The sequence below is a fragment of the Microbulbifer pacificus genome (assembly GCF_002959965.1).
GTDB classification, from domain to species: domain Bacteria; phylum Pseudomonadota; class Gammaproteobacteria; order Pseudomonadales; family Cellvibrionaceae; genus Microbulbifer; species Microbulbifer pacificus_A.
The window spans coordinates 871,272-893,604 of record NZ_PREV01000026.1; the positions used below are offsets into that span (position 1 = coordinate 871,272).

Annotated in this window: 18 protein-coding genes and 5 tRNA genes; 1 reads left to right on the plus strand and 22 read right to left on the minus strand. The window is 59.9% G+C overall.

Annotation, left to right across the window (positions count from 1 at the left end; all coding sequences use genetic code 11):
• Positions 1-47 precede the first annotated feature (47 nt).
• The 20 genes from rpoB to C3938_RS04320 form a co-directional block, all read right to left on the minus strand.
• Positions 48-4,121: a DNA-directed RNA polymerase subunit beta gene (gene rpoB / locus C3938_RS04225; RefSeq protein ID WP_105101978.1), complete on the minus strand. Its 4,074-nt coding sequence runs from the start codon at positions 4,119-4,121 to the stop codon at positions 48-50.
• Between the two features lie 307 nt (positions 4,122-4,428).
• Positions 4,429-4,794, minus strand: coding sequence for a 50S ribosomal protein L7/L12 (gene rplL / locus C3938_RS04230; RefSeq protein ID WP_105101979.1), 366 nt, complete (start codon positions 4,792-4,794; stop codon positions 4,429-4,431).
• Between the two features lie 89 nt (positions 4,795-4,883).
• Positions 4,884-5,378 carry a 50S ribosomal protein L10 gene (gene rplJ, locus C3938_RS04235; protein WP_105101980.1) on the minus strand — a complete coding sequence of 165 codons (495 nt, stop codon included), beginning with the start codon at positions 5,376-5,378 and terminating at the stop codon, positions 4,884-4,886.
• 262 nt (positions 5,379-5,640) lie between these two features.
• Positions 5,641-6,339 carry a 50S ribosomal protein L1 gene (gene rplA / locus C3938_RS04240; RefSeq protein ID WP_105101981.1) on the minus strand — a complete coding sequence of 233 codons (699 nt, stop codon included), beginning with the start codon at positions 6,337-6,339 and terminating at the stop codon, positions 5,641-5,643.
• Positions 6,340-6,771 (minus strand): 50S ribosomal protein L11, encoded by a 432-nt coding sequence (gene rplK, locus C3938_RS04245; RefSeq protein ID WP_105101982.1) that lies wholly within the window; start codon positions 6,769-6,771, stop codon positions 6,340-6,342.
• 177 nt (positions 6,772-6,948) lie between these two features.
• On the minus strand, positions 6,949-7,482 hold the full coding sequence (gene nusG, locus C3938_RS04250) for a transcription termination/antitermination protein NusG (protein ID WP_105101983.1): 534 nt from the start codon (positions 7,480-7,482) through the stop codon (positions 6,949-6,951).
• A gap of 10 nt (positions 7,483-7,492) precedes the next feature.
• A complete protein-coding gene (gene secE, locus C3938_RS04255; RefSeq protein ID WP_105101984.1) occupies positions 7,493-7,861 on the minus strand; it encodes a preprotein translocase subunit SecE in 369 nt (122 codons plus the stop codon).
• A 117-nt stretch (positions 7,862-7,978) separates the two neighbouring features.
• A tRNA-Trp gene (locus C3938_RS04260) sits at positions 7,979-8,054 on the minus strand.
• A 119-nt stretch (positions 8,055-8,173) separates the two neighbouring features.
• Positions 8,174-9,367, minus strand: coding sequence for an elongation factor Tu (tuf, locus tag C3938_RS04265; protein WP_105101973.1), 1,194 nt, complete (start codon positions 9,365-9,367; stop codon positions 8,174-8,176).
• 168 nt (positions 9,368-9,535) lie between these two features.
• Positions 9,536-9,610: transfer RNA gene (locus tag C3938_RS04270), tRNA-Thr, on the minus strand.
• Positions 9,611-9,727: 117 nt separating this feature from the next.
• Positions 9,728-9,801, minus strand: a tRNA-Gly gene (locus tag C3938_RS04275).
• 80 nt (positions 9,802-9,881) lie between these two features.
• Positions 9,882-9,965, minus strand: a tRNA-Tyr gene (locus tag C3938_RS04280).
• 110 nt (positions 9,966-10,075) lie between these two features.
• Positions 10,076-10,151, minus strand: a tRNA-Thr gene (locus C3938_RS04285).
• Between the two features lie 170 nt (positions 10,152-10,321).
• Positions 10,322-11,050: an SPOR domain-containing protein gene (locus C3938_RS04290; protein ID WP_105101985.1), complete on the minus strand. Its 729-nt coding sequence runs from the start codon at positions 11,048-11,050 to the stop codon at positions 10,322-10,324.
• Positions 11,051-11,222: 172 nt separating this feature from the next.
• On the minus strand, positions 11,223-11,999 hold the full coding sequence (locus tag C3938_RS04295; protein ID WP_158681555.1) for a type III pantothenate kinase: 777 nt from the start codon (positions 11,997-11,999) through the stop codon (positions 11,223-11,225).
• Entirely contained in the window at positions 11,996-13,033 is a 1,038-nt protein-coding gene (gene birA / locus C3938_RS04300; RefSeq protein ID WP_233998639.1) for a bifunctional biotin--[acetyl-CoA-carboxylase] ligase/biotin operon repressor BirA, read from the minus strand. Before birA ends, C3938_RS04295 begins: the two co-directional genes overlap by 4 nt.
• Positions 13,034-13,070: 37 nt before the next feature.
• Complete coding sequence (alr, locus tag C3938_RS04305; RefSeq protein WP_105101988.1) at positions 13,071-14,207, minus strand: alanine racemase; 1,137 nt, start codon at positions 14,205-14,207, stop codon at positions 13,071-13,073.
• Between the two features lie 30 nt (positions 14,208-14,237).
• Positions 14,238-15,440 (minus strand): ABC transporter permease, encoded by a 1,203-nt coding sequence (locus tag C3938_RS04310; protein WP_233998640.1) that lies wholly within the window; start codon positions 15,438-15,440, stop codon positions 14,238-14,240.
• Positions 15,437-16,192 carry an ATP-binding cassette domain-containing protein gene (locus C3938_RS04315; protein WP_105101989.1) on the minus strand — a complete coding sequence of 252 codons (756 nt, stop codon included), beginning with the start codon at positions 16,190-16,192 and terminating at the stop codon, positions 15,437-15,439. Before C3938_RS04315 ends, C3938_RS04310 begins: the two co-directional genes overlap by 4 nt.
• On the minus strand, positions 16,189-17,769 hold the full coding sequence (locus tag C3938_RS04320; RefSeq protein WP_233998641.1) for an alpha/beta fold hydrolase: 1,581 nt from the start codon (positions 17,767-17,769) through the stop codon (positions 16,189-16,191). Before C3938_RS04320 ends, C3938_RS04315 begins: the two co-directional genes overlap by 4 nt.
• A 186-nt stretch (positions 17,770-17,955) precedes the next feature.
• Here C3938_RS04320 and C3938_RS04325 point away from each other — a divergent pair, with 186 nt between their 5' ends.
• A complete protein-coding gene (locus tag C3938_RS04325; RefSeq protein ID WP_105101990.1) occupies positions 17,956-18,912 on the plus strand; it encodes a hypothetical protein in 957 nt (318 codons plus the stop codon).
• Between the two features lie 389 nt (positions 18,913-19,301).
• Here the strand turns inward: C3938_RS04325 and C3938_RS04330 are convergent, their stop codons facing one another.
• Together C3938_RS04330 and C3938_RS04335 are read right to left on the minus strand one after the other, a co-directional pair.
• Positions 19,302-20,216 (minus strand): aldo/keto reductase, encoded by a 915-nt coding sequence (locus C3938_RS04330; protein ID WP_105101991.1) that lies wholly within the window; start codon positions 20,214-20,216, stop codon positions 19,302-19,304.
• A gap of 93 nt (positions 20,217-20,309) precedes the next feature.
• Positions 20,310-22,256, minus strand: coding sequence for a phytase (locus C3938_RS04335; protein WP_158681556.1), 1,947 nt, complete (start codon positions 22,254-22,256; stop codon positions 20,310-20,312).
• Between the last annotated feature and the right edge of the window lie 77 nt (positions 22,257-22,333).

Consider the following 22,333-nt stretch of genomic DNA (forward strand, 5'->3'; position numbering starts at 1 on the left):
TTTTCTGTTCGCCTGCGAGCAGGCTCCTACAACCTTTGCGTCAGGTCTTACTCGTTTTCCAGCTCGAAGTTCATACCCAGCGAGCGGATTTCCTTGACCAGTACGTTGAAGGATTCGGGCATGCCCGGCTCCATGCGGTGGTCGCCATCCACGATGTTTTTGTACATCTTGGTACGACCTTCCACGTCATCGGACTTGACCGTGAGCATTTCCTGCAGGGTGTAGGCGGCACCGTATGCTTCCAGTGCCCACACTTCCATCTCACCGAAACGCTGACCACCGAACTGGGCCTTACCACCCAGCGGCTGTTGGGTAACCAGGCTGTAGGAACCGGTAGAACGCGCGTGCATCTTGTCGTCCACCAGGTGGTTCAGTTTCAGCATGTACATGTAACCCACAGTGACCGGACGCTCGAAGGCATCGCCGGTACGGCCGTCGTGCAGGGTGATCTGACCGGAGTCCGGAATGTCCGCCAGACGCAGCAGCTGCTTGATTTCGGATTCCGCGGCGCCGTCGAACACCGGAGTTGCCATCGGCACACCGCCGCGCAGGTTCTCTGCCATCGCCAGGATTTCCTGATCGGTCAGCAGGTCCAGCTCTTCCTTGTTGCCGCCAGTGGAGTTGTACACCTCTTCCAGGAAGCCGCGCACTTTCGCCACTTCCTGCTGCTCCTGGATCATGCGATCGATCTTGGCACCAAGACCCTTGGCCGCCATACCCAGGTGCATCTCCAGAACCTGACCGACGTTCATACGGGACGGAACACCCAGCGGGTTCAGCACCACGTCGACCGGCACACCGTTTTCATCGTACGGCATGTCTTCCACTGGCTTGATCACGGAGATAACACCTTTGTTACCGTGACGGCCCGCCATCTTGTCACCGGGCTGGATACGACGCTTGATCGCCAGGTACACCTTGACGATTTTCAGCACGCCCGGCGCCAGGTCGTCGCCGGATTCCAGTTTTTTCTTCTTGTCTTCAAACTTCTCGTCGAGCAGTTTGCGACGCTCTTTCAGCTGGGCTTCGGCTTTTTCCAGCTGCTCGTTCAGACTGTCTTCGGCCATGCGCAGCTTGAACCAGTCTTCGCGCGGCAGACCGGACAGCAGTTCCGCGGTCAGCACGTCGCCTTTCTTGACACCTTTGCCGCCGGCCACTTTCTGGCCTTCCAGTGCCGCCTGCAGACGCTCGAAGGTAGCGCCTTCAACGATGCGGTATTCCTCGTTGAGGTCTTTGCGCACTTCGTCCAGCTGCGCCTTCTCGATGGCGAGAGAGCGCTGGTCTTTCTGCAGGCCGTCACGAGTGAAAACCTGTACGTCGATCACGGTACCGCGGGTGCCGGAGGGCGCACGCAGGGAGGTATCTTTAACGTCGGATGCCTTCTCACCGAAGATCGCACGCAGCAGTTTCTCTTCCGGGGTCAGCTGGGCTTCGCCTTTCGGAGTCACCTTGCCAACCAGGATGTCACCGGCACCCACTTCCGCACCGATATACACGATGCCGGACTCGTCCAGTTTGTTCAGCGCGGATTCGCCCACGTTGGGAATATCCGCGGTGATTTCCTCACTGCCCAGCTTGGTGTCGCGGGCAATACAGGTCAGTTCCTGGATGTGGATGGTGGTGAAGCGGTCATCCTGCACCACGCGCTCGGACACGAGGATGGAGTCCTCGAAGTTGTAACCGTTCCACGGCATGAACGCGATGCGCATGTTCTGGCCCAGGGCCAGCTCACCGAGGTCGACGGACGGGCCGTCGGCGAGAATATCGCCGCGCTCAACCACGTCACCGGTCTTCACGATCGGGCGCTGATTGATACAGGTGTTTTGGTTAGAACGGGTGTACTTGGTCAGGTTGTACAGATCCACACCGGCGTCACCAGCTTCCACTTCGCTGTCGTGTACGCGTACAACCACACGGCTCGCGTCCACACGCTCGATCACGCCGCCACGTTTTGCTACCACACACACGCCGGAGTCGCGCGCTACGGTGCGCTCCATACCGGTACCCACCAGCGGCTTCTCTGCGCGCAGGGTCGGAACCGCCTGACGTTGCATGTTCGATCCCATCAATGCACGGTTGGCGTCATCGTGCTCAAGGAACGGGATCATTGCCGCGGCCACAGACACAACCTGACGGGCGGACACGTCCATGTACTGGATTTCGTCCGGGGTCTTCAGGGTAAATTCGTTCTGGTGACGCACGCTGACCAGGTCATCGGTAAAGCGGCCACTCTCGTCCACCGCAGCGGACGCCTGGGCAATCACGTAGTTCGCTTCGTTGATCGCAGACAGGTATTCAATCTGGTCGGTCACCTTGCCGTCCACCACCTTGCGGTACGGGCTTTCGAGGAAGCCGTAGTGGTTGGCGCGGGCAAAGGTCGCCAGGGAGTTGATCAGACCAATGTTCGGACCTTCCGGCGTTTCAATCGGACACACGCGACCGTAGTGGGTCGGGTGCACGTCGCGCACTTCGAAGCCTGCGCGCTCGCGGGTCAGACCGCCCGGGCCCAGTGCAGATACACGGCGCTTGTGGGTAACCTCGGACAGCGGGTTGTTCTGGTCCATGAACTGTGACAGCTGGGAGGAACCGAAGAATTCCTTCACCGCGGCGGCCACTGGCTTGGCGTTGATCAGGTCCTGCGGCATCAGGCCTTCGGACTCCGCCATGGACAGACGTTCTTTCACCGCGCGCTCGACACGCACCAGGCCGACGCGGAACTGGTTTTCCGCCATTTCGCCCACGGAACGCACACGACGGTTACCCAGGTGGTCGATATCATCCACCATGCCGCGACCGTTGCGGATCTCGATCAGGGTCTTCAGCACATCGACGATGTCGTCTTTGCTCAGGGTACCTTCGCCGGTCTCGTCTTCACGACCCAGGCGACGGTTGAACTTCATGCGACCAACCGCAGACAGGTCGTAGCGCTCGTCGGAGAAGAACAGGTTTTCGAACAGGGACTCCGCGGACTCCTTGGTGGGCGGCTCGCCCGGGCGCATCATGCGGTAGATTTCTACCAGCGCTTCCAGCTGGGTGCGGGAAGGATCGGCGCGCAGGGTGTCGGAAATGAACGGACCACAGTCCAGGTCATTGGTGTACAGCGTCTCGAACTGCTTGATGTTCAGAACGCGCAGCTTGTTGATGACTTCATCGGTAATTTCGGTATTACATTCGATGGCCACTTCACCGGTGGACTCGTCGATGATGTCGTGGGCCAGTACACGGCCATTGGCATAGGCCACCGGCGCTTCCAGGGTTTCCACCCCGGCTTTTTCCAGCTGGCGAATGTGACGCGGGGTAATACGGCGCCCTTCCTCAACGATCACCTTGCCGCTGCCATCCTTGATGTCAAAGGACGCCACATCACCGCGCAGACGCGACGGGATCAGTTTCAGGCTGACGGTTTCGTTGTTCAGGGTGAACTTGCTGGTTTCAAAGAACATTTCCAGCATTTCCTGGGAGCTGAAACCCAGGGCGCGCAGCAGGATGGTCGCCGGCAGTTTGCGGCGACGGTCGATACGCACATAGACCAGATCCTTCGGATCGAACTCGAAGTCGAGCCAGGAGCCACGGTAAGGAATCACCCGTGCAGCGTACAGCAGCTTGCCGGAGGAGTGGGTCTTGCCCTTGTCGTGATCGAAAAACACACCCGGGGAACGGTGCAGCTGGGACACGATCACACGCTCGGTACCGTTGATAACGAAGGTACCGTTTTCAGTCATGAGCGGAATCTCGCCCATGTACACTTCCTGCTCTTTAATGTCCTTGATGGACTTATTCGCAGATTCTTTATCGTAAATGATCAGGCGCACGCGCACGCGCAGCGGGCACGCGTAAGTGACACCGCGCAGGGTACATTCCTTGACGTCGAATACCGGTTTGCCAAGGGTGTAGCTCACGTATTCCAGAGCAGCGTTGCCAGAGTAGCTGACAATCGGAAATACAGACTTGAACGCCGCCTGCAGACCCATATCCAGGCGCTCATCCGGGCGCGTGTCGGCCTGCGTGAATTTGCGATACGAGTCCAGCTGTATCGCAAGCAGGAAAGGCACATCCATGACCTTAGGCAGTTTGCCAAAATCCTTGCGGATACGTTTTTTCTCAGTGTATGAGTAAGCCATTCATATTCCCCAGCTTGATCAGTGACAAGACTTCCTTAGAACTGCGGTCAACACTCTGACAATACGCAGCCCATCCGGGCGAGAAGTCTCTGTACATTGCGCTACGCTTTAAGAAGTTGATCAAAAACCGTACCGAAATCTACACAAACATCTCAGGTTACTTTGCCGCACCTCCGGCAGAACGCATTTCCCGAAAGGAGAAAAACGCCGGTGCCGCAAACGGCAAAAAGGCCGGCGGACAAAAGTCCACCAGCCTTTCCGCCAGCGGTTGATTACGCAGCCGCTGACGGTGCTTTGTAGATCCGAATTACTTCAGTTCTACGGTAGCGCCAGCTTCTTCCAGCTGCTTCTTCGCATCTTCAGCTTCTGCTTTGGCAGCAGCTTCTTTCAGAGTGCTCGGAGCGCCGTCAACCAGTTCTTTGGCTTCTTTCAGGCCCAGACCGGTGATGCCGCGAACAACCTTGATCACGTTCACTTTCTTGTCGCCAGCGGAGGTCAGAACGATGTCGAAAGAGTCTTTCTCTTCCGCAGCTTCAGCAGCCGGACCAGCAGCAACAACAGCGGCAGCTGCGGTTACGCCGAACTTCTCTTCCATGGCGGTGATCAGCTCAACAACGTCCTTAACGGACATCTCGGCGATCGCATTGATGATATCTTCTTTAGTCAGAGACATGAGTTAGTACCTGATTTCGTGTGAGCAGCACGCTGCTCGTAAATTCAATAAAAAGTCGTTGAAAACTGCAGTTTCGCAAGGCGAAACGATTACGCAGCTTGCTGCTCTTTTTGGTCGCGAACGGCCGCAATGGTGCGAACCAGTTTGCCAGCAGAGGCTTCTTTCAACACGCTCATCAGCTTGGCGATCGCTTCGTCGTACGTCGGCAGGCTTGCCAACAGTTGGACGTCAGTCGCTACGCCTTCGAAGGCGGCACCCTTCAGTTCCAGCTTGTCATTCTTCTTCGCGAAGTCACGCAGGATGCGCGCACCGGCACCCGGGTGTTCCTTGGAAAAAGCAATGATGCTGGGACCGACGAATTTCTCAACGAGACATTCGAATTCGGTACCGGCCAGAGCGCGACGCGCCAGAGTATTACGAACAACTTTCAGCCAAACGCCGTGTTCGCGAGCCTCTTTGCGCAGGGCGGTCATGTCATTTACGGTTACGCCGCGGGAATCCGCAACAACCGCTGACAGGGCGCCCACAGCTGCCTGCTGGACTTCCGCGACAATCGCTTTCTTGTCTACGAGTCCAATAGCCATAGTGTCACTCCTGGATTTGAAAAAAATCGGGATCTCATGAACCCGACCCGTTCCGGTGCTTAAAGCTCAAATCCAGTAAAAATACTGGTTTGGGCACACCGTCTGCGTAGGCTCGATACCGTTAGTGGCCAACCTGGCCTGGCGTCGGATTAAGCGGTGGGCGTTAAAACCTCAAACACCCGCCGCACCTACGGTCTTTGACGGCCCGCCATTCAGCCAAAGCAAAATGGCGGACCCCAAAGTTCTTTTTACTGAACGCTAGTTATTTAACGTCCAGAGAAGCCTGGTCGATGGTCAGACCCGGGCCCATGGTGGTGCTCAGGGTGATCTTCTTCAGATACACGCCCTTGGCAGAAGCCGGCTTGGCTTTCTTCAGGTCCGCTACCAGTGCTTCCAGGTTTTCCTTCAGCAGGTTGGCGTCGAAGCTGATTTTGCCGATACCACCGTGGATGATGCCGCCCTTGTCAGCGCGGAAACGCACCTGACCGGCCTTGGCATTCTTCACCGCAGTTACCACGTCCGGAGTCACGGTGCCGGTTTTCGGGTTCGGCATCAGACCGCGCGGGCCGAGAATCTGACCCAGCTGGCCGACAACGCGCATCGCATCCGGAGAAGCAATAACCACGTCGAAGTCCATGTTGCCGGCTTTGATGTCGGCAGCCAGTTCGTCCATACCTACCAGCTCAGCACCCGCTGCCTTGGCAGCTTCAACATTAGCGCCCTGGGTAAATACGGCTACACGCACGTCTTTACCGGTACCATGCGGCAAAGTGGTCGCACCACGAACAGCCTGGTCGGATTTACGCGGGTCGATACCCAGGTTGATGGCGGCATCAACGGTTTCCGCGAATTTTACGTTGGAGAACTCTTTCAGCAGGGATACCGCTTCTTCGATGCCGTACGCCTTGCCAGACTGGAGTTTTTCAGCGATAGCGCGCTGACGCTTGGTCAATTTGGCCACTTACACGCCCTCCACTTCGATACCGGCACTGCGTGCAGAACCAGCGATGGTGCGCACAGCTGCTTCCAGGTCGGATGCAGTCAGGTCTGCCTTCTTCATCTCCACGATCTCTTCGATCTGAGCGCGGGTCACTTTACCCACTTTCTCAGTGTTCGGACGGCCGGAACCGCTCTTGATCTTGGCAGCCTTGCGCAGCAGAACTGCGGCGGGCGGAGACTTCATGATGAAGGTGAAGGAGCGATCGCTGTATACAGAGATCACAACCGGAATCGGCAGACCTGGCTCGATGCCTTGGGTCTGAGCGTTGAACGCCTTACAGAATTCCATGATGTTCACGCCTTTCTGACCCAGCGCGGGACCGACGGGCGGACTCGGGTTGGCCTGACCGGCCTTCACTTGCAGCTTGATGTAAGCTTCTACTTTCTTAGCCATTACAGCTTCCTCTTTAACTGGGTGATAACGCCTGCGCTGTACACTTTTACAAACATGCAGCGCTCAGCTCCCCTGTTTGTGCCCTGATCCGGAGCCACACATGGCACACGGTTTTCAGGGACGCGAAAGCCCTCTTCCGCCAGCAGCGAAAGAGGGCCGAATCCTTTCAGCTTGAAATCAGCCTTTTTCTACCTGACTGAATTCCAGCTCTACCGGCGTGGAGCGACCGAAAATCAACACCGCCACCCGCAGGCGACTCTTCTCGTAGTTGACTTCTTCCACCACACCGTTGAAATCGTTGAACGGACCGTCGATAACCCGAACCATTTCGCCCGGCTCAAACAGAGTCTTGGGCTTGGGTTTCTCTGCCGCGTCATCCATACGATTGAGGATGGCCTGCGCTTCGCGGTCGGTAATCGGTGCCGGCTTGTCTGCCTTGCCACCGATAAAGCCCAGCACACGGGGAGTTTCCTTCACCAGGTGCCAGGTATCGTCATTCAATTCCATTTCCACCAGTACATAACCGGGGAAAAACTTGCGCTCACTCTTGCGCTTCTGACCGGCACGCATCTCCACCACCTCTTCCGTGGGGACAAGCACTTCACCAAACAGGTGATCCATTTCGTGCAGCTCAATGCGCTCCTTCAGGGAAGACGCTACGCGCTTCTCATAACCGGAGTAAGCCTGAACCACGTACCAATGCTTTGCCATGGATTAACCTTTAGCCAATGATCTTGGAAGCGAGCCAGCCGAGGCCGGAATCCAGCGCCCACAGAATGATCGCCATCAGCAGCACGAACACCACCACAATCAGCGTTGTCTGGGTTGCTTCCTGGCGGGTCGGCCATACTACCCGACGCACTTCGTTCTGGGCTTCCCGCAGCAGATTCCAGAAACCGCTGCCTTTCTCTGTCTGCACAGCGACAAATGCCGCCGCCAGGCAAAGCGCAACGATTGCCAGAACGCGATACAACAGGGGAATTTCGGCGTAGTAGGAATTGCCCGCTACAGCGGCACCAACCAGCAGCACCACCAGCAGCCACTTCAGGCCGTCAAGACGAAAGGTTTTCGCCTCTACTTTAGCATTCATACAAAGAAGCCTTTAGCGCGCCCCGATACCGCAAGGCGCCTTTATTGCCAACGACCACAAAGAGCGACAGCAGTACAGGATAGCCCAACTGCAGGCCACATGCGGGCGTCTTGAAGTTGGCAGGCCAGGAGGGACTCGAACCCCCAACACCCGGTTTTGGAGACCGGTGCTCTACCAATTGAACTACTGGCCTGGAACACTTCCGGCAGTGAACTGCGCCACCCCGGAAAAAATGAGGGGCGGATAATACCACCCACCCCAACATTTGCAAGCACGACTCCCGATTCACTCGGAAGCCGCACCCCTCATCGATTACTCGATGATCTTAGCTACAACACCAGCGCCAACGGTACGGCCACCTTCGCGAATCGCGAAACGCAGACCTTCTTCCATGGCGATCGGGTGGATCAGGGTAACAGTCATCTGAATGTTGTCACCCGGCATTACCATCTCAACACCTTCCGGCAGCTCACACGCACCAGTTACGTCGGTGGTACGGAAGTAGAACTGCGGGCGGTAGCCTTTGAAGAACGGGGTGTGACGACCACCTTCGTCCTTGGACAGCACGTACACTTCCGCCTCGAACTTGGTGTGCGGAGTGATGGAACCCGGCTTGGCCAGTACCTGACCACGCTCCACTTCGTCACGCTTGGTGCCGCGCAGCAGGGCGCCGATGTTCTCACCAGCACGACCTTCGTCCAGCAGCTTGCGGAACATTTCCACACCGGTACAGGTGGTGGTGGTGGTGTCTTTCAGACCTACGATGGCGATTTCATCACCAGTCTTGACGATACCACGCTCTACACGGCCGGTTACTACGGTACCGCGACCAGAGATGGAGAATACGTCTTCGATCGGCATCAGGAACGGCTTGTCGATGGCGCGCTCCGGCTCCGGAATGTACGCATCCAGGGTTTCTACCAGCTTCTTAACAGCGCTGGTACCCAGCTCGTTGTCGTCTTCGCCGTTCAGCGCCATCAGCGCGGAACCTACGATGATCGGGGTGTCGTCGCCCGGGAACTCGTACTGATCCAGAAGCTCACGAACTTCCATCTCTACCAGTTCCAGCAGCTCTTCGTCGTCGACCATGTCGGCTTTGTTCAGGAATACCACGATGTACGGTACACCTACCTGACGGGACAGCAGGATGTGCTCGCGGGTCTGCGGCATGGGGCCGTCAGCAGCGGAACATACCAGGATCGCGCCGTCCATCTGAGCAGCACCAGTGATCATGTTCTTAACGTAGTCGGCGTGTCCCGGACAGTCTACGTGCGCGTAGTGGCGAGTCGGGGATTCGTACTCTACGTGAGAGGTGGAGATGGTGATACCGCGCTCACGCTCTTCCGGTGCCTTGTCGATACCGTCGAAAGCAACGGCTGCGCCGCCCCACACTTCGGAACATACGCGAGTCAGCGCAGCGGTCAGGGTGGTTTTACCGTGGTCAACGTGACCGATGGTGCCCACGTTTACGTGGGGCTTGGAACGTTCAAACTTTTCTTTTCCCATTGCGGGCCTCCCAATATAAGCGTGAGCCGAACTAGCGACCTTACCTTAGAACAGCCCCCGCGAAATCACATATAGAACTCACTCGGGAACCGACGCACCCGACCCGCAAAAGCATATAAGCCGGATACAAATAGCCGCGGAGACACAGGTCACCGCGGCCACGAATAATGGAGCTCATGGGCGGATTTGAACCGCCGACCTCACCCTTACCAAGGGTGTGCTCTACCCCTGAGCTACATGAGCTTACTCCGAATGCCGACACCCAGTGTCGACGCAGGCGGGGCCGCCTGCAGCGCGCCCGACAAAAGCCGGAGCGGCTCATTCAAACCTTTCTCACCAACCAGGCTCCGCACATTGAAATGGAGCGGGCAGCGGGAATCGAACCCGCATCATCAGCTTGGAAGGCTGAGGTTCTACCATTGAACTATGCCCGCGCAATCGCGTGCGAAACCTCCAAGTAGAAGACCAAACAACCTCTTCTACCTTTGATGCCAGCACACAGGCATCTGAATAATGGTGCAGGGGGGTGGATTCGAACCACCGAAGCTTGCGCGTCAGATTTACAGTCTGATCCCTTTGGCCACTCGGGAACCCCTGCCTCAAGGTGGTGCGCATTCTCCACACCAACCTTTTCGCTGTCAACAATTTTTCTTTCAAATTCACACACTTACCAGAATTTCTTCACCGAACTGTGCAACGGAAAGAAAATGGAGCTGGCGAGAGGAATCGAACCCCCGACCGGCTGATTACAAGTCAGCTGCTCTACCTACTGAGCTACGCCAGCTTCTTCCGGTTCAGCTTTTGCAAGCCGAAATCCACATCGGGGTTGTTGACACCCCCTGAAGTGGAGGCGGGATTCTAGGGGAACTGTTCTCGACACGCAACAGGCTGTTGTCGCTTTTCTTCACCTTGGATATCGACCAGCAAAAATCCGCGGGAAAGCCGCTGGCGCAATCACTCGATTTCCTTTTCGTGAATTTCACTGCACAAGTTCTGGCGGCGACCGATATCAGGGTAATCCAGCTGCAACTGTTGCCAGAATGCGTCCGCGACCTGGGCTCCGTCGGCATTTTCCACCACCACCCAGCGCTCGAGGTAGGTCTGGGGTTCCTCGCGATATTCCGCCGTAAACCCACGCTCACGCAGCTCCCTGGTCAGAATACGGGCGCGCTCCTCCTCGGAAAAAATGCCAAACGAAATACCGTTTTCCAGCGATCCCTTGGGGATCACGTAACTATCGATACCGGCCGCCTGCAATTCTCGTAATTTTCGAAACGCCTCCTGGGAGGAATTCAGTGGCGCCAGGAACACCCAATAGCGCATCTGCCCCTGCATTTCGATTTCCTTCATCGCCGCCTGCACCTGCAGAGCCCGCAGCCGACGCGCCACATCCTCGCCCTGATAAGCCTCCTCAAACGGCCCCACTAGGCTGCACAATTGCGCCGCGGTCTTCTCCCTCACTACCGGCTGCCCGCCTTTGTTTGCAGCCGGTGCTGTGGACTTTCGCTCCTCTTCCTGCGTTACCAGCCTGGAGGGGTCCACTTCACTTACCAGAGCGATACTGGCGGTATCGCCATCTTCGGCCAGTGGCGCCACTCTGGCCGCAGGCGCAGGATCCGAGGTCATGTACCAGGCGAGCAAGCCGAGATTTGCCAACGCCAACAAAATGAATATCCAGCGCATAGTCGTCAGTCAGTGGTTATCTGTCGAAATCCAGAGTCGTTATGCACAACCAACGCCGGCTGTGCGCCCTTCACATCTCGCCCCGGCAAACCGGGAGACGCGGATTCTAGCGTCACCGCGTTCCCGCTGGCAGCGACTGGCGCACAAGATGCTGCGACCGCATGGTGAATCATCACGGGTTAGTGAGCGCCAACCCCTCCATAACCAGATCTGGCAACAGAAGGAAAGGTTTATCACCGAGAGACGCCAGCAGCGCACCGTCGCCCCCGGTCAGCAGCAAGCGCGGCGTCCCGGCCCCCATCTCCGCACAGTGTTGCTGCAACCATTCGAAGGCCCGATCCACCGCACCAAGGACCATCAGTGGCAAGCCCCGATTGACCGCATCGTCGGTCATTGTCCCCGGGGCCAGGGACATGCCCGAGGGAAAGCACTCCGCCACTTTGACGGCGTCGGTATCGCTGTACAGCGCCCGCCGCATCAGCCCCAGCCCCGGAACGATATACCCCCCCAGGTGCTCCCCACCAACTCCCAGCAGGTCCAGGGTCACCGCGCTGCCGCAGTCCACCACCAGCGCCGGCTCTGACGAACGCCGATACGCCGCGAGCACGGCGAGCCAGCGATCGACACCGAGCCGCTCAACCTGCGAGTAGGCACAGCGGACACCGCCACACTCCGCCGTTACTCGCGCAAATTCCGCGACAACACCCAGGTCTCGCTGCAGGCGCCCCGCGATCGCATCCTCCGCCGCGCGGCCGGCCACGTTGGCAATGCGTACCCGCGCGGGTCTGTATGTCATCCAGGCTGGCGGCAGAACCTCCCCCCGCCACCAGTGGCCGGCGGGAAAGGCTCCGCGGGCCACCACGTCTTCCACGTCCACGCCAGTGGTGGACACCTCCCGGATCAACCGCCACTTACCACGGGTATTACCCTGATCCAGTTCGAGAATCACAGAGCACTGCTCCCCGCCGGCCGCAGGGAAAGCTCGCCGCCATGAAAAGCGCGGCACGTCCCATCGATCTCCAGCAGCAGCGCACCACTGGCATCCACACCGCGCTCGATACCGCACCATCGCTGCTGCGCAGACTGCAGGCACACCTCGACACCAGCAAACTGGTCCAGCGCCTGCCACGCTTCGCGCCAGACAGCAAAACCGCTCTCTGGATATGACGCCAACATCGGCAACAGCTCATCCAGCATCGCCGCCACCAGCGCATTGCGCGAGATGCCGGGACGCACCTCGGCAAGGTCGATCCACGGCTGCCCGATGGTGTCCGCCGCCGCAGCGGGCAGACGCATATTAAGACCTATACCAATCACAACCGCGCAGCGGTCGGTCAGATCGCCACTTAACTCCAACAGCACCCCCGCCAGCTTGCGCCCTCGACACCACACATCATTGGGCCACTTGAGGCGCACATCGGGCACGTCAAACCGCGCCAGCGCGCGCGCCAGCGCCACCCCCACCGCGAGACTCAACCCCTCCAGCAGTTGCACGCCACCGCTGAAGCGCCAGCCAATAGAGATGCTGATTCCGGCCCCAAACGGGCTCAGCCAGGTGCGCCCGCGACGACCGCGGCCGGCGGTCTGCTGCTCCGCCAGTAACACCTCACAGTGCCCCGCGCCCGTCTCCAGCGCCACCAGCATGCGCGCATTGGTGGAGTCAACCCGATCAAACACCCGCAACGGCCCAAGTAGCGGCAGGGTTTCCCGCGCAAGCTGCCCGCGGATGGCGGGTTCGTCCAACAGGTCCAGTCCGCCGCACAGGCGATAGCCGCGACCTTTCTCCGACGCCACCTGCAACCCGAGCGATTCCAGTTTCTGCAGCTGCTTCCACACTGCGGCACGGCTTACTCCCAGAACTTCGCCGAGAGATTCTCCGGAATGCACCTCGCCATCTGCCAGCAGCGCCAGCAGCGGCCGCAACCGCCCGCCGAGCTGGTCGACAGTGGCGGCGGAAGCTTCGTCGGGTTTACGTGACGCCAAATTCAGGTTCTCCATCGGGACGGCAGGAACAGACAAATCAGAGATAACGGCGGCGATAGCGCCGCCCAAGGGACGTGAGGATTTCATAGCCGATGGTACCGGCGACAGCGCCCATGTCGTCCAGCGTCCAACCCTCCCCCAGCAGCTCAAACTCTTCGAGTCGCGCCCGCTGGACAGTACTGAGCGCAGAGATATCGAAAACGCAGGTATCCATGGATACACGCCCCAGCATCGGCACGGGGATTTTCTCATCACCGGCAATCGCCATGGCGCGCCCGCGACCACTCTGGGTGCGCAGCATCCCGTCGGCGTACCCGCCCCGCACCACCGCAAGCCAGCTGCCGGCAACGGCGCGGCCTTCGGCGCCATACCCCACGGCGCTATCGCGGGTAATTTCGCGCTGCTGCAACACCGGCACGCGCAGATTGACCACCGGGCGCATGGGATTTTCACGATCCGGCAGCGGATTGATGCCATAGAGCGCCGAACCGGGACGCGCCAGATCGAAGTGATAGGCGTCGCCGAGGCAGATCCCCGATGAATTGGCAAAGCTCGCCAGCACACCCGGGCAGACCCGGCGCAGACGGCGGACGAAATCGTTGAACCGGGCGAGTTGGGCCGGGTTCTGCGGATGACTCGGCTCGTCGGCGCAGGCCAGGTGGCTCAGGATCAGCTGCACGTTGGCACGACCGAGCAACTCCGGCACCTGCAGCAACCGGGCAAACTCCTCTTCCCCCATGCCGAGCCGGGTCATTCCGGTGTCCACCTTGAGTGCGCAGGGCGCGGCACGACCGTTCGAATCCTCTGAACCGGTTCCCGCACACCACCGGCGCAGCTGCTCCACGGTAACCAGTATCGGCATCAGTTTGGCCGCTGCGCAGCGCCGCTCAGTACCGGGGCGTATTCCTGTCAGGACACAGATCGACACATCCGCGGGCAACAGTGCACGCAACTGCTCCCCCTCCGCCAGGGTTGCCACAAAAAAATCCCGGCAACCGCGGCGGTAGAGCGCGGGAGCCACCTCGCTGACACCGAGGCCGTAGGCATCCGCCTTGACCACAGCGGCACAGCGGCAGCCATCGGCAAGGCGTTCGCGCAACCAGGCGTAGTTGTCGCCAATGGCGCCGAGGTCAATGGTCAACAATCCCTCGTTCTCGTATTCCGAAATGCTCACACTTGCAGCCTTATTCAGGGTTGTCGGGATTCAACTGGCGGACAGCAGGCTTTCCCGCCGTAACGCGCGAGCACCTACCAGAACCGCCATACCCACCAGTATCAGCGTGACGGCGGAACCCGCCAGCATCCACAGGGGCGATACCCAGTCGCCGATCAAAAGTCCCTTCAGCCACTGCTGCTGACCGATCAACGGCAGGAGCTGCCAGCTGTCCGCCAGCTTGATCTGAGCCATATCCAGCACCATCAACAGTACCACCGGCGCGATCTGCAGAATACTCAGCTGAGTCTGGGCATCCTTGAAAGACTGCGAGCGCAGCGCCAGCAGAATCTGCACCACCGCCACCAGCAGCGCCAGCGGCAACAGCACCAGCCCCATGACAACAACACCCGCTACCGTGGTGGCCTGCTGTATACCGAATTCCGCCAACGGCATCAGCGGCATCAGCAACACCAACGCCGCAATCGCCAGCAGCGATCCGAGCCAGCCCAGGCTTGCCACCGCCAGGGTCTTGGCGGTGATGATCTGCCAGCCCGCCAGCGGCTGTACCAGCAACGGCTCCAGGCTCAGGCGCTCGCGCTCACCGGCGGAACTGTCCACCGCGGTGGCGAGACAGGCAATAAACAGCGTCATGATCAGCAGCCCCGGCACCGTGGCCAGAATCAACGCGCCGCGACTGGAGGGGGTGCTCACATCGCGGGTTTCCAGCACCCACGGCGCCAGCAGCTGTGGGGCCACTCCCCGCGCGGACAGCCGCTGGGTCACCACCATCTGCTGCAGCGCTCCCAGACGCTCCTGCAGCTCGCGCTGGGCGCGGCCACTGCCGGTATCGGAACTGTTCACATACAGATATAGACGCGGTGCGCGGAAGTCCCGATAGCGCTCGGCAAATTCATCGGTGATCTCCAACACCAGATCGTAGTCACCCGCCAACAGCGCGCGGGGGTTTCCCTGCTCCAGCGATACCACTGCCAGCCCGGAGGCCTGCAACTGCTCGCCGATCAGCGGTGCGTGTTCAGCACCGATCAGCGCCACGCGTGTGACATCCTCGCTCTGCTTCTTGACCATGAAAATGGTTCCCCCCGCCAGCGCCGCGGGAAACATCAGCGAAAAACACACCGCCATCAGCAGCGCGCGCCGGTCGCGCCAGGCCTCCAGAAGCTCCTTGCGCAACAGCGGCGCCATTTGACGCAGACCGGCGACAAGCGACTGCACACTAGGTTGTCTGTTCACGCCGGCTCTCCTTCCACTCGCGTCATACCCGCCCGCTGACCGTAGGCCAGGGCCACAAAACTGTCCTCCAGAGTATTGCAGCCGGTCTCCGCCGCTAACTGCTCCGGTGTACCGGCGCCGACGATCTGCCCCGCCGCCATCACCAGCACACGGTCCGACAGCTCGGCCACCTCTGGCATCACATGACTGGAAAACAGAATGGTGGTACCCGCCGCGCGCAGCCGCAGCAGAGTTCTGCGCAGCAGCCTGACCGCCAGTACATCCAGGCCGCGGGTGGGTTCATCGAGAATCAGATGCTGCGGGCGATGCACCAGCGCGCGCGCCAGCGAGACCTTCATGCGCTCCCCCTGAGAGAACCCTTTGGTGCGCCGATTCCAAAGCGAAGCCAATTCCAGATCCTCGCGCACCGCGTTCAGTGCAGCGGCCAGCGCCGCGCCGGAAAGCCCCTGCATGCGCGCGAACACCTCCAGATACTCGCGCACCGTCAGCCGTTCATACAGCCCCTCACGGTCGCCTACCACGCCCAGCTGACGGCGGGCCCCCATCGGATCGAGGGCCGGGTCGGCGTCGCCCACCAGAACACGCCCTGAATCGGCGCTCAGCAGACCGCAGACTATACGCAGGCAACTGGTCTTGCCGGCGCCGTTGGCACCGAGGAGTGCGGTAATTCTTCCGTCGGGCACCTCAAAGCTGAGGTTGCGCAACACCGGCGTACCGGCAAAGGACTTGCAGATATTGTCGACACGAATCACTGCTGACCTCCCTCCACTTCTCCCGCTACCTGTACAGCGCTTTCTGATTCGGTGCTGCCCTCATTCGCCAGCCTTGAGTCCGCCTCCGGAATCTGCGGCGCCAGCGCGGGGCCATAATTACCCGCGGTAAACGGTGGACGATGGATATCCGCCAGACATTCCTGATCCAGCGTCGCCTGAGGATCATCGAGGAATGCGAGGATCAGGTCGGGTATACAGCCGCGCATGGAATTGATGTGCCCGCCGCCCTGCACAATCAGGTGCTGCGGATTTTCCAGATACGCCAGTTTTTCCTCGGCGTATTTCGGTGGCGTAATCGGGTCCGCACTGCCGGAAATCAGCAGCACCGGATGATGGCGTGGCAGCGGCACCTCGTAGCGCTGCTCCGGCACCGGCCACACCTTGCAGCCCTCGGTGAACACACGAATGAATCCGTCACCGATAAATGTCCCCGCCGCATCGCTGGAAATATCCTGCGCGGAAATACGGTTCATTTCCTCCGCACAAGCCACGGAAAAGGTGAGCCCCATGGACATCGCCCCCTCCATTTCCGCAAACAGACCGACGATCCCGGACAGCGGCGTGTAGTTGCCGCGGCTCGCCTGATCCACGGCGAATGGCAGCTGCGCTGCGGCGCCCGGATCGTAGAGCGCGGTGCGCACCGCCCCCGCCAGCATCCAGGCCTCGATCGGTTCCTCGACGGTTTTCCCGGTCAACGGATCGGGGAAATTACGCGCCTGCTCTTCCGTCCAGTTGGCGAGCAACGCGTCGAGCTGCGCGCGCCAGTCTCCAAAGCGCGCACACACCGGATCGCCACTGCAGGCCTGCTGCAGTTCCACCAGCGCGGATTCCGCAGCCGAGGCGGCAAGAAACACCTTGGTCTCGATGGGCGCCACACCGTCGAGCACCAGGCTCTGCAGGGATTGCGGATACCACTGCTGGTACAGCAGAGCGGTGCGCGTACCCCAGGAGCCGCCCCACAGGGAAATGCGCGAATGTCCCAACGCCCGGCGCACGGTTTCCAGGTCGTCGACGGTCTGACGGCTGTTGATGGTCAGCGGCCGCTCGCCGGAATTCACCCGGCATACCGCCAGCTTGGCCACGAAGGCTTCGATATCCGACGGCACATCCGTGCCGAGCCCGCAATCGAACGCATTGGAACGCCCCCCGCCGCGGCGGTCCACCATGACGATATCGCGCCCGCGGTTCAGCTTGCGCAGCGGATTAAGCAGCCGCACAAGATCGCTCGCCGCCTGCCCCGGGCCGCCGGCCAACAGGTACAACGGCTCGTGTTGGCCACCATTCACAGCGGGCGCCACCAGCACCGAGAGCGCGACCTCGCCGTCGTCGCCGACAGGAACACGGTAACAACGCAGAGATTCGGACCAGCCATCGGCGTAGCAGGATTCACTCGCGAGATTCACTGCCGACGAATGCCCGGACTCGGCCCGCGCCGATCCCACGCCGCCAACAGCCACAGCGAGTGAGAGCCCCAGACAACGCAGCACGCGCTGAATGCCGGGCAGATTCCCTCGATCAAAACCGCACGCCTGTCCTAATTCCGCTTTCCGATACACGTCCGCTTCCCATCGTTGTCAAAACCCGCTCAGTCTACCGGACTTTCATCACCCCCGCCCACGACGCCCCCGGCGCGTTTGGCGATTTGCGGCCAGCAATATCCGTGGCGCGGTGATGCGGGCGGTGGTATGGTTTGCGGTCATTTGCCGACTCGCATAATTTTCAGTCACCGACACTCGCAAACAATGAGCTTTTCAGATCGAGAAAAACAATTAATACGGGCCGCTTTTGCCTGGGGACAGATTACCCAGAAGGAAGGCTACACCCTGTCTGACCTGGAAATCGAAAAGTCGGTACTGTTCCGCCGCCTGCTGGCCGGCCGCCCCCCGCTCGCCTTCCCACCGCCGCTGCGCCACGGTTTTCCCTGGTACGAAGTCATCGAGGGCCGCAGCGAACATGTGGTCAATGCCTCGGAAGCCTCTCCCGAACACAGCATCATTGCCCCCGGCAGCAAGCCGGGCGATACCTGCATCCTGATTGACGGCGCCTTCTGGCGCGTGGCGGAGACGCTGCGCGAGCGCGAGGAGTATCTGGTGGAATGGGGCGAGTACCCGATGCAGTGGCGACTGCAGAAACACTGGGAAGTCAATTATGAAATGACCCAGCAGTTGCACAACTTCCGCAAAGATAACCCCGAGGCGAATGTGAACCTGGCCAGCCGGAGCGGCCAGCGCGAGTACAGTGAATTCCGGGTGGACGACGACCAGACGGTATGGCTGTCGGAGTGGCACCTGACCCGTATCGGCCTGGCTGGCTGGGTATGGGTGGGCTACGAGGTGGAAGCGGAGCCCTCGGTGCACAATCTGATTTCCCTCTGCCAGGACCAACAGGGCCCGCTGGTGCTCGGCGTAACCGGTGCCGAGCGTGGGCCGGGCTGGCTGCGCATCGAGCAGGCGGGCAGCGATGCGCGCTATATCAAGCTCGGCGATGAGCTGGAATACAAAACCCTGATCGCTTCCGCCATGACCGAGTTCGAGCGCCTGCTGCACGGACTCTCCGGCGCCTACCTGGAAGTCATGGACCGCCGCGACACCGAGTTACTGCGCTGCTACCGCGTCCCCATGCAACTCGCCCCACTCGAGCAGTTTGATCTAGGGGATGTGAATTACGATCTGGTGCCTGAGAACGCTTACGCTGGGTAACTTCCCGACAATTCCCCACTTCGTAACGTTGAGAACTTCGTAGCAAGTCCGGTGGCGGCACTGCCACCGGGGGAAGTTTGCGGGACACGCCGTAAACCCATCCATGGGGGCTCGGCTGCGGCCATCCAGGCCGCAGACGGTCCCGCAAACTTCCCCCGGCGCCAGCGCCTTCAATTCCACTTTTTTACTTCGACCAACCTAACCATAATTACGAAGGAAAGTATTTCAAATTTAAGCAAGGGTGCCGGGTGTTTGTTTTTGAAAGCGTCGCAAACAAGGATGTTTGCGACGCAGCGTACAGGGATGTACTCACAGCGGTTTCAAAAACAAACACCCGGTGCCCTTGCGCCACCCAGCCAGCTTAAGAAGAAATACCACTGCCGGTCGAATCAATCGACGTCCCGCCCACGCCCCGCACGCAACAATTCAAACCACTCTTCCCGATCGAGTTCCATCTCCAGCGCCGCCAACGCTGCAACCAGACGAGCAGGGTTGCCGCTACCCAGCACCGGCACCATGCGCGATGGATGTTTTAGTAACCACGCCAGCGCCAGCTGCATGACACCGTCATCCGGATTCAACCCACGCGCTTCGCACAGCTGCTGAAGACAATTCCGCACACGCACGGAGTCGGCATCTTCCCCGGCAAACAAGCGGCCGCCGGCGAATGGCGACCAGGCCATGGGAATGACTCTGTGCTGCTGACAGTGATCCAGCAGGCCATCGAACATCGACTGCGAATGCAGCAAAGAAACTTCGACCTGGTTCGCCACCAGCGGCAGCGACAGGCGCGATTGCAGCAGATCAAACTGGTGCGGCAGAAAATTGGACACACCCAGGTGTTTTACCTTGCCCTCCGCAACCAGTTGCTCCAGCACAGCCGCCAGCACATCCGCATCCATCAACGGATCGGGACGGTGCAGCAGTAACAGGTCCATCTGCTCGATTTCGATGTCGCGCAGACTGGTTTCCACCGCCCTGCGCACATGTTCCGCGCTGGTGTCGTAATGATTGATGCGCGCACCCGATGTTGCACCCGCGAGGCGGATACTGCATTTACTCACGACCTCCATGCGTGCGCGCAATTCCGGTTTGAGCTTCAGCGCCTCACCGAACAACTGTTCACAGCGGTAATCCCCGTAGATGTCGGCGAGATCGAAGGTGGTCATCCCCAGATCGAGCATCTGCTCGAACAGATCCAGTCGCTCGCGCGGGGAATAATTCCAGTCCGTCAGACGCCACAGGCCGAAGGCGATGCGGGAAACAGAAAACTCGGGAGAGAGGGAAGAGGAAATGCGCTGCATAAAAAATCCGCCGGATCAATGAATACCGGCGGATTTTCGCATAGTTTCCCGGAGGACAACTCCCCCCGGGCCAGGAGGACTCAGGCGACCTGTTTACTTCAACTGCAGCGTCTCGGCGATATCCGCCCAGGACACCAGCTTGAAATTCTGGGTCTGACTCGGCATGCGGTTGCGGCCGTCCTGAACCACCAGCAGCCCCTGCGGGTACTGCTCGCCGAAGGATGCGCTGGAAACCTCCAGGCCATCGGTTTCCGAGCTGCCGTCGAGGCTCTTGTCCAGGTTGATGTCCACCTTGAAACGACCGACGAACTGACTGCCGTCGCGGCTGAACAGGGCGTAGCTGTTGTTGCCCTGACTGGACACCACCAGGTAGCTCTTGTCGCCGGCGTGATAGAGGCCCATGCCTTCCACATCCGCTGCCAGGCGCTCGCCATCCACCGGTGCAATCAGTTGCGGCTTGGCACCACCGGCCAGGAATGCGGCAATATCCAGGCGCCAGATACCGCCGTCTTCCTCACCGAAAAACAGCGTCTGCATTTCGTCATCCACCACACAGCCTTCCACCTGGCTGTCCACCGCGAGCTCGGCCACCTTCTGTAGACGCCAGTCCGCGTTGCCTTCACCTGGAACAATCTGCAGCAGCTGCACGGCGCCGTCCTTGTCCGACACCCAGGTCATCAGGTCGGCACCGCGGCGGTACACGCACAGGCCGTAAGGGTCACCCATGTCCAGATTGCGCAGGCCGAGGTCTTCCACCTTGCCGTCGGCAGCAATACCAAACAGGCTCACACCGGGATCGGTGCGGTTACTGGCGGCAGCGATGGCTACGTATTTGCCGTGCTGCATCGGGCGCAAATCTACATTGTTGACGCGGCCAACCGGGAAGTGCTCCACCAGTTCGCCATTCAGGTTGTAGACACTGAGGCCGCTTTTTTTGTCGGTACCAAGAATCAGACTCGCAGACGGATTGGCCGGGTTGACCCAGATGGCGGGATCATCGGCGGCATCACCACCGGATTGCACCGGCGCCGTCTGGCCGCTGGCGCGCACCCGCGGAATCTCCACCGGACCGCGGAAGGTCAGCATCTCTGCCGCCGGTCCCGGCAATTCGACGGCGAACTGAAGGACTTTGTCGCTCTCTTCCTCCAGCGCCAGTAACACGCCCTTCTGCACCGCGGCCGATACCGGCTCCAGTTCCGCCAGCGCGGTAACGAACTGCGGCCCCTGGCGCGGATTGTTGATGCTGTAGGCAAATACCTTGTCGCCGGCGGTCAGCCACAGATTGCCACTGGCGCCGTCCAGCCACAGTCCGCCAAAGTGACTCTCGGCCAGCTCACCGGAGGCGGCGAATACTTCGCGCGCTTCCTCCATTTCCGCATCAGCATTCAGGCTCCAGATCCCGAGTGGAGGTTGCGCAACCAGCAGTTTGCCGCTGTGGTCGTCGACCACGCAGGAGGACACCTGTTCACCGAAGTAGAGTGGGCGCACGCCGGTAAACTGCCATGCCTGTTCACGCGGGTGCACCACGTACTCATGTCCGAGACCATTTTCGTCAATGGCAAACAGGTGCGTGCGGTCGGCCTGACGGGAGAAGCACATAGCGACCTGAGGCGAGGTGGTGGCCATGGCCCCGAGATAGCGTATACGCGGGCTGCCCTCTTCCAGGTCGAGCTGGCGCAGCTGCATCTGGCCACTGTCTTCGTCGTACAGCGCAATCAGCCAGTTGTCTTCCTCAAGCATGTGCAGCGCAAAGCGCTCCACGGTGCCGCCATCCAGCGCCAGTTTTTCCACGCCCTTCGCGTCCACCAGCACCAGCCCACGCTTTTCGCTGGCCAAAAGCAGATAGTCGACGCCGCCCAGAGTGAGGGGCGCCAGCTGGCTGGAAATAACATTGGTCAGCGCCAGCTCCTGCTGTGGAGTTATAGGCTTCGGACCGGTTGCGGCCTTGTCGATTTGCGGGCCACAGCCACTCAGGGCCGCAGTAATTCCAATGGAAAGGCTCACTGCCACCGCAGAAAAAAAAGAAAAATTACGCGTCATAGTGCTCACGCTTTGCAAAGTGTCGGTTTGCGGTTTCGACCACATCGGAGACAAAAATACGCCCCCACCATGTCAAA